The sequence below is a fragment of the Castellaniella sp. genome, from assembly GCF_034674885.1.
Taxonomy (GTDB): domain Bacteria; phylum Pseudomonadota; class Gammaproteobacteria; order Burkholderiales; family Burkholderiaceae_B; genus Castellaniella.
Genome location: NZ_JAUCDS010000032.1, coordinates 24,784 through 31,661, shown reverse-complemented (window position 1 = coordinate 31,661; position 6,878 = coordinate 24,784). Strand labels below are relative to the sequence as shown.

The 6,878-nt window shown below is 64.8% G+C and carries 7 protein-coding genes; 2 read left to right on the top strand and 5 right to left on the bottom strand.

What is annotated here, in order from left to right; genetic code table 11:
- A partial coding sequence (locus VDP74_RS13850) for an integrase core domain-containing protein (RefSeq protein WP_323000230.1) occupies window positions 1-196 on the top strand: 196 nt, incomplete at its 5' end.
- Here the strand turns inward: VDP74_RS13850 and VDP74_RS13845 are convergent.
- From VDP74_RS13845 to VDP74_RS13825, 5 genes are all read right to left on the bottom strand, one after another.
- On the bottom strand, window positions 185-343 hold the full coding sequence (locus VDP74_RS13845) for a PIN domain-containing protein (protein ID WP_323000232.1): 159 nt from the start codon (window positions 341-343) through the stop codon (window positions 185-187). The genes VDP74_RS13850 and VDP74_RS13845 overlap by 12 nt on opposite strands.
- Window positions 343-600, bottom strand: a complete 258-nt coding sequence (locus tag VDP74_RS13840) for a type II toxin-antitoxin system Phd/YefM family antitoxin (RefSeq protein WP_323000229.1) — start codon at window positions 598-600, stop codon at window positions 343-345. Before VDP74_RS13840 ends, VDP74_RS13845 begins: the two co-directional genes overlap by 1 nt.
- Before the next feature lie 222 nt (window positions 601-822).
- Complete coding sequence (locus VDP74_RS13835) at window positions 823-4,371, bottom strand: DUF748 domain-containing protein (protein WP_323000228.1); 3,549 nt, start codon at window positions 4,369-4,371, stop codon at window positions 823-825.
- A gap of 168 nt (window positions 4,372-4,539) precedes the next feature.
- Window positions 4,540-5,277: a hypothetical protein gene (locus VDP74_RS13830; RefSeq protein ID WP_323000227.1), complete on the bottom strand. Its 738-nt coding sequence runs from the start codon at window positions 5,275-5,277 to the stop codon at window positions 4,540-4,542.
- A gap of 4 nt (window positions 5,278-5,281) precedes the next feature.
- Window positions 5,282-5,536, bottom strand: a complete 255-nt coding sequence (locus VDP74_RS13825; protein ID WP_323000226.1) for a hypothetical protein — start codon at window positions 5,534-5,536, stop codon at window positions 5,282-5,284.
- A gap of 93 nt (window positions 5,537-5,629) precedes the next feature.
- Here VDP74_RS13825 and VDP74_RS13820 point away from each other — a divergent pair, with 93 nt between their 5' ends.
- Entirely contained in the window at window positions 5,630-6,823 is a 1,194-nt protein-coding gene (locus VDP74_RS13820) for an MFS transporter (RefSeq protein WP_323000225.1), read from the top strand.
- Window positions 6,824-6,878: the final 55 nt, after the last annotated feature.

Genomic DNA, 6,878 nt, shown 5'->3' with positions numbered 1-6,878 from the left:
CAGGTGGGTCAGATTTACTCCGACGGGGTGGGTCAGTATTACACCGGCGACAACATGTGCCCACCGGCACCGCTTTGAGTCGTTGCAGCACGCCAGCCACGTCATCGGCGACTGGATCCGCTTTTACAACCATCGGCGTCCACACCAGGCGCTGAACATGAAAACTCCGGCCGAGGCCTTCGCATTAGCCGCCTGATCTGTGCAGGTTCCGCTGGGTCATTACAACATCGGGCGCGAAGAACCGGGCGGCCATCGCGTGGTCCAGAATCAATTGGCGCACCCGTATGCCCAGGATGGCGCGAATCAGGATGTTGGCATCCAGAACAATCGTCCTTGCCTGCATCACCGAGATCCTTTTCGGCGTGCCTTTTTGTAGTCGGCGATGATGTCGTCGGCGGCAACTTTGTGCTGGGCCAGCATGGCGTCCAGGGCCTCGCTGGCTTGCCTAAGTGCTTCAACCTCAGCAGCGTCCTGGCTGCGTGTCGGGATGAAGTACCCGACCGTTTGCCCATGGCGGGTGACGGCGATGGGGTTGCCTGATGAAATGAGTTCAGCCAGGTCCGTCCGGAACTCCCGAATGCCTACTTTGGTCGCTTCCATGATGGAGTCCTCCTGCGTTATTTGTGAATCTGTGTGTACACATTCTATCGGTTTGAACTGGTTTTGAATAGCGTGAGGGGATGGAGTGGGAGCGAATGACAGAGCCGCCGGTGTCGGCCCTGTCAGAATGAGCCGATCAGGCGTTTCTCGGATAGTTGGATAGCGACAATCCGGATAGGGCCGCTGCCTCGCCCAGGCGCGCGGCGTGGGACGGTAATCCCCCTACTGCAACGCAAAATCCACCCGTGTCGCCGGTCCCCCATCATCGGTGTCCGACGCATCGATCTTGGGCGCCACGATGAAGACACGGCTGGTCAGGTCCTGCGCGGTGCTCAGGATCTGCTCGTACACGGCCTGTGCGCGGTTTTCAGCCAGTGTTTCCAGGGCCTGTTTGCCCACCGGGGCGGCGGCCAGCAGCAGGGCCTGCATCTGTTCGGGTGGCAGCGATTTGGCAAAGCCGATGGCGTTGCGCGGTTTGTTCTTGATCTTGGTGTCGTCGTAGACGTCTTCCAGGTATTTGGCGCGATCGGCGTCGGTCAGCGTGATGCTCTTGGGGTCGGGTTTCTTGCCGCGGCCGGCGTCGCCGGCCTTGAGGGCACGCATCTTGTCGTCCACCCAGGCCTGACGCAGGCCGGCTTCATCGGCCTGCGGGTCGGCGCGGCCGATGATGTCCATCTTCAGGGCGGGGCGGTCGTTCAGCGCCTTGACCAGCGTGGCGATGCTGGATTTGGCCGTGTCGTCGAGTTCCGCGCTGCCGGGCGCGAATTCGATGCGCGACAGATCGTCTTCGCCACCGCCGAAGGCGGAGGCCAGCAGCTTGAAGGGCGCGGTCACGGCCTTGGCCAGCGTATTCATGATCACCTTGACGATGATGCCGCCCACCGAGAACTGCGGATCATCCAGCGAGCCGGAAATCGGCAGGTTGATGTCGATGTTGCCACTGGAATCCTTCAGCAGGGAAACCGCCAGCAGCACGGGCAGCTTGATGGCGTCGGGGCTGCCGGACGGCTTGCCGAAGGTCAGTTGGTTCAGCAGCACCTTGTTGCTGGCCTGCAGGGCGCGGTCCTTGATCTGGTATCTCAGATCGACCGACAGTTTGCCGCGCTGGATGGCGTAGCCGACGTACTTGGACGAGTAGGTGGTGAACCGGGGCAGGTCCACGCCCTTGGCGGATACCTTGAGATCCAACGCCAGGTAGCGTGAAAACGGCTGCACCGTGCCCGACACCGAGAAGGGCGCCGTGCCGTACACGCGGCCGGCAACGCTGACTTTGGCCGGCGTGGGCTTGGCCGAGGACACGGCCGTCAGGCTGCCGTCGATGGAGGACAGTTCGGCGCGGTAGTTGGGCCGCACGAAATGATCGTTGAAGGTCATGCGACCGCGCTTGAGCTTGACGCTGTTGATCGAGATGTCGGGCTCGGCGGCGCGGCGGGCCACAGGCTGCGCAGTGGATTTCCCGGCGCCGGCGGTGCTGCCCCGGCGGGTCTGCGTGTCCTGCGTGATGGATCCGCCAGCCTGGCCCTTGTCGACCAGGATGTCCATGACGTTCAGGCGCGCATTGCTGTTGAGCAGGATGTTGCCGTAGAAGTCTTCCAGCAGGATGTCGCCCAGTCCCAGCCCCAGCTTCTGCCCGGCCATCGAGACGCGCATGTTGCTCAGGCCCAGGTGTTTCCAATTGAGGAACGCCGCCTTGTTGACGCGGTCCTGCAGGTCGAGATCATTGACCTGGACGGCGCCGTTCCAGCTGGCCTGCATCGCTTTGCTGCCGTGCTCTGGGGCGAATTCCGCATCGCCGCGCGCGCCCAGGGATACGCTGCGCACGGTGGCGTTCAGGCTGGATGCAATGTAGGGGGCCAGCGATGCCGCGTCGAATTTGGCCAGGTCGACCGAGGTCTTCAGCAGCAGCGGTTGTGTCGTCAGGGTGCCCTTGAGCGCCAGCGTGCCGTGTTTTTGCAGGCCGTCGGCCTGCAGGCTGAAGCGCGTTGGCTTGGCATCCAGGGCCAGGCGATCGGCCTCCAGCGCCAGCGATCCGATGGACAGGTTCACGCCGGGCTTGACGGAATCGTCGCGCGCCGCCAGTTGTTTCAGGGCCAGCTTCACCTCGTGGGCTTCGATGTGCGAGCCCGCGACGTCGACCTTGCCTTCCAGGCTCAGCCGTCCGTCCTGCACGGTGATGGGGGCGAAACGATGGACGGCGGCCGCAAAGGGCGCCAACGCCAGTTGGTCCAGCCGGATCTGCGCCTGGACCGACAGGGGCTGCAGGATGACCGGCGCCTGGATCTGCAGCGAACTGCCGTCCGCCGGGTTGTCCATGCTCAGCTGCACCAGCATGGGCTGGTCTGCAGGCTGCGGCAGGGCGATGTGCTGGACCTCGGCGCCCAGGCCGCTTAACAGGTAGTCCAGCTTGATCGGGTCGTCGCGCAGGCGTGCTTCGCCGTCCTGCAGCTTGAAGCTGCCGATGGCGATCTTCCAGGCCGATGCCGCAGGGGCCTCCGGCGCGGCCGGTGCGGGTGCTGCAGCGGGAACAGGCGTTGTGGCCGGTGCCGGCTTGTTTGCTGGCGCTGTAGACGTGGCGGCGGCCAGAGGCTTGTCGGGGGCAGGGTCGGCAGCTTGCTCAGCCGCCTTCGGTTCGGCCGCCGGCGGTGCCATGCCGCCAGATGCCGCAGCGGGCGATTCCGTGGTGGTGGATTCGGCCGGCGCCGGGCTGCCCAGTTTGGCAAAGCCCTCGGCGACGCGTTGCCAGTTCAGTTGCTGGGCATCGCGGTGTGCTTCTACCTTGGGCTTTTCAAGCGTCACCGTGTCGATGGAAACCGTCCGGGCGCTTAGATCGGCGGCCAGGTTATCGATCTTCAGATGGTCCCAGGCCAGCAGCGGTGCGCCGGAGGATTCGACCACGTCCAGCTGGCGCAGGCCCAGGCCGCCCTGCACGCGGATGCGCGGCGCAGCGCCCTGGGGTTGTTCGAACAGCACTTCCAGCCGGGAATCCAGCAGGGCGCTCTTGATCTGGACGGGCAGGGGGATCGGCCAGAAATCCGCCCATGAGTCGAGCGCCAGGCCGTCCAGCGTCACGTCCAGCGTGGACGTGGGGACGGTGTCGAAAGGCCGCGCCGTGCCGCTCAGGTCCAGGGGGCTGCCGTTGATCAGCATATGCACCGCAGGCTGCACGTCGATCTTTGTCGCGTAGCCCAGCGACGAGATGAAGGGAATGCCCAGCGAGAGATCGTCGATCGTCTGGCGCCGGCCGGTGACATGGTCTTCCAGGCTGATGGCGCCTCTCGATAGCGACAGGTTGTTCAAGGAAAACCTGGGCACTTCTGTCGAGGCGGCTTCGGGCTTGGGCGGCTGCTCGGCCGAAGCCTTGGAGAGCCGGTCGACGATATCGGAAAAATTGAAATGCGTGGCGTCCTGCCGCGTCAGCGCCAGGCGGGGCTGGTCGATGTGGATCCGGTCGAGGATCGGCGCGAACATCACGATGGAGCGCCAGGCCACGCGCAGGTCGATCTTCTTTACCTGCAGCAGGGGTTCTGATTGGGGTTGGGCGATGGACAGATCCTGGGCGCTCAATGCCAGGGTGAAGGGGTTGAAGCGGATCTTGCCGACGGCCACCTGTCGGCCCAGCAGTTCGGCGACGTTCTGGGTCAGCGCATGATGCACGGCCTTGGGCACCAGCCAGGCCGAAAGCGCGGCCAGCAGAAGCAGGGTGAGCGCGATGCCGGCCAGGATTCGGCCTGCCCGCCGACTGAGTTTCAGAACTGGCATCCTCAATGGCATTGTCCGCGCTCCCGGCTGATTATTGTGCGTCCCGATGCTGGCCGTCATCCTCGCAGTTGCGCCGGTCGGGGCTTTCGCCCATTATCCCTGCCGGATTCAGGCCCGTCCACCGGGGGACGTCGGTTTTTGCATTCTTTTAATGGGCCGGCGTAGCCGCTGTGAGGCCTTTCAGTGCGGGCGTCGGGCGCGCTGCCAGTCCAGCATCACCTGGGTGGCGTGCGCCAGGATGGTCTTGTAGTGGTCGGCCAGCAGGGTCTGGCTCAGGGCGTCCAGCAATTGCTGCGTGCCGCTTTGCGCCAGCGGCGGCAGCTCGCTGTCCAGCAGGCGGATCTGGATGTGCGCCAGCGTGTCGGCCACCAGGCGCCAGCCCAGTTCCGGCATCCGGGCGTCCAGCGTCAGCAGCAGGCTGCCCAGGGTCTGCAGGATGGGGCGGATGGATTCCGGGTCGGTGCTGCCTGCCATGGCGTGCCAGAGCGCCATGTGGATGTCGCGGCGCAGGCTGATCTTGAAATCGATGGCGTTGGCGTCTTGCGCGTCCAGCCGTTCCAGCTGCTGTTGCAGGCGGGCGTCCTGGGCGGCGTCGGTCTGCGTGCGCAGGTCGCTGATCAGCCGGGTCAGGGACGGGATCGCCGTGATCCCGAAGGCCTGGCTGAATGCCAGCCCCCATTGGTCCAGGCCGGTCAGCAGCAGTGCCATCCGCAGGGCGGCGGCGTCCGGATTGGAGGCCGCGCCGACCCAGGCCTGGCAGCGCGCCAGGATGTCTGTCGCCTGATCTGTTGAGGCGTCGGCGGCAGCGTGCCGGAATGTCTGGGTGAAGGCTTCCCGCGCCAGCGCAGCGGCATGCTGCTGGTCGTCGGGAGAGGCAAGATGGGCGAGGGCGTCGGTGAAGGGAACGGCGTCCGGCATGGGCTTACATGCCTCGCAGCCGGAGCAGCTGGGCCTGGTTCAGGCGTCTGGCTTCCTGTTCGGCGTAGGCGGCTTCCCCGGGTTCGTAGGAACCTTTGTAGATGCAGCTGCTGGGGCTGACGGCGCAGAGCGGCTTGCTGAGCGCGGTGCCGATGCTGGAACCGATGCCGCCGGTGGTGTTGCTGTCGGATGCGCATCCCGAAGCCAGGGCGGCCAGTGCCAGCACCGTGCCCAGGCGGCTGAGTGTTCGTATGGACATGTTCCCTGATCCTGCTGGGGTGAGACAGCCTTTTTATACCATGCGAGTCTGCCCCCTATAATGGAAAATTCCTGCAAAGTATGTCAGCCACCTGTGCCCGCCCCCTCCGCTGAATTCAATGACCGTCCCGGTCTGCTCCTGAAACTGACCATGGGGCTGGTGGGTGTGTTTGCCTTCATCCAGGTCTACTCGATCCAGTCCATCCTGCCGCAACTGCAGCGCGACCTGAACGCCTCGGTGGTGGAGATCGGCAGTTCGGTCGGCATGACGGTGCTGGCGGTGGCGTTGATTTCCCCCTTTGTCGGCATGCTGTCCGATGCGATCGGGCGCAAATGGCTGATCATCGGATCGGTGTTTGCGCTGGCGATCCCGACGGCGCTGATGCCGCTGGTGGAAACAGTGCACGGCCTGCTGGTCCTGCGGTTCCTGCAAGGGCTGGCCGTCCCTGGGGTGTCGGTGGTCGCCATCGCCTATATCGGCGAGGAATTCCGTGGTTCGACCATGGTGCGCATCGTGACCCTGTACGTGTCGGGCAGTGTGCTGGGGGGCTTTCTGGGGCGTTTCATCCTGGGGCACCTGACCGAATACATGGCTTGGCAGTCGGCCTTTGGCGTGATGGCCGTGCTGAACCTGACGGGGGCCGTGATCGTCTGGCGCGGCCTGCCGGATTCGCGCCATTTCGTGGCCAATGCGCGCTTTCGATCCAGCATGGCGACCCTGGGGCAGCTCTTGCGCAATCCTGCGTTGCAGACTGCCTGCGCCCTGGGGTTCGCGGTTCTGTTCGCCCAGATCGGCCTGTTCACCTTCATCAATCTGCATCTGGCGGCCGAACCCTATCATTTCAGTCCCGGTCAGTTGGCCAATATCTTCGCCGTCTATCTGCTGGGGGTGGCCGTGACACCGCTGGCAGGGCGCATCATCCCGCGCATCGGCGTACGGCGTGCCGTTCTGTCCATGCTGGCGGTGTCGGCCTGCGGCGTGATGCTGACGCTGGCACAGCCATCCTGGGCCATCGTGGTGGCGCTGGCCATCGCTGCCTGTGGCACGTTCATCACGCAATCCGCGACCATGAGCTTCATCGCCTATCGCATCACCCAGGGGCGTTCCCTGGCCAGTGGCCTGTATTATTCCGCCTACTATTGCGGCGGCTTCACGGGCGCCTGGCTGTGCGGCGTAGCCTACGCCTGGGGCGGATGGGCGGGCACGGTCGCCGTGTTGCTGGCCGCCCAGGCCCTGGGCGGCCTGATTGTCTGGCGTTTCATGCCGGGGCCCCCAGCAGCGGCCTGATTTCCTTTATAATTGCGCGTTCAAGGGGAGTAGCTCACTTTCCGCGGCATCGTCA

Bases quoted from the DNA above. Each gene is read 5' to 3' on its own strand.
- VDP74_RS13835 (WP_323000228.1), bottom strand. From the start codon at position 4,371: ATGCCATTGAGGATGCCAGTTCTGAAACTCAGTCGGCGGGCAGGCCGA.
- VDP74_RS13830 (WP_323000227.1), bottom strand. From the start codon at position 5,277: ATGCCGGACGCCGTTCCCTTCACCGACGCCCTCGCCCATCTTGCCTCT.
- VDP74_RS13840 (WP_323000229.1), bottom strand. From the start codon at position 600: ATGGAAGCGACCAAAGTAGGCATTCGGGAGTTCCGGACGGACCTGGCT.
- VDP74_RS13825 (WP_323000226.1), bottom strand. From the start codon at position 5,536: ATGTCCATACGAACACTCAGCCGCCTGGGCACGGTGCTGGCACTGGCC.
- VDP74_RS13845 (WP_323000232.1), bottom strand. From the start codon at position 343: ATGCAGGCAAGGACGATTGTTCTGGATGCCAACATCCTGATTCGCGCC.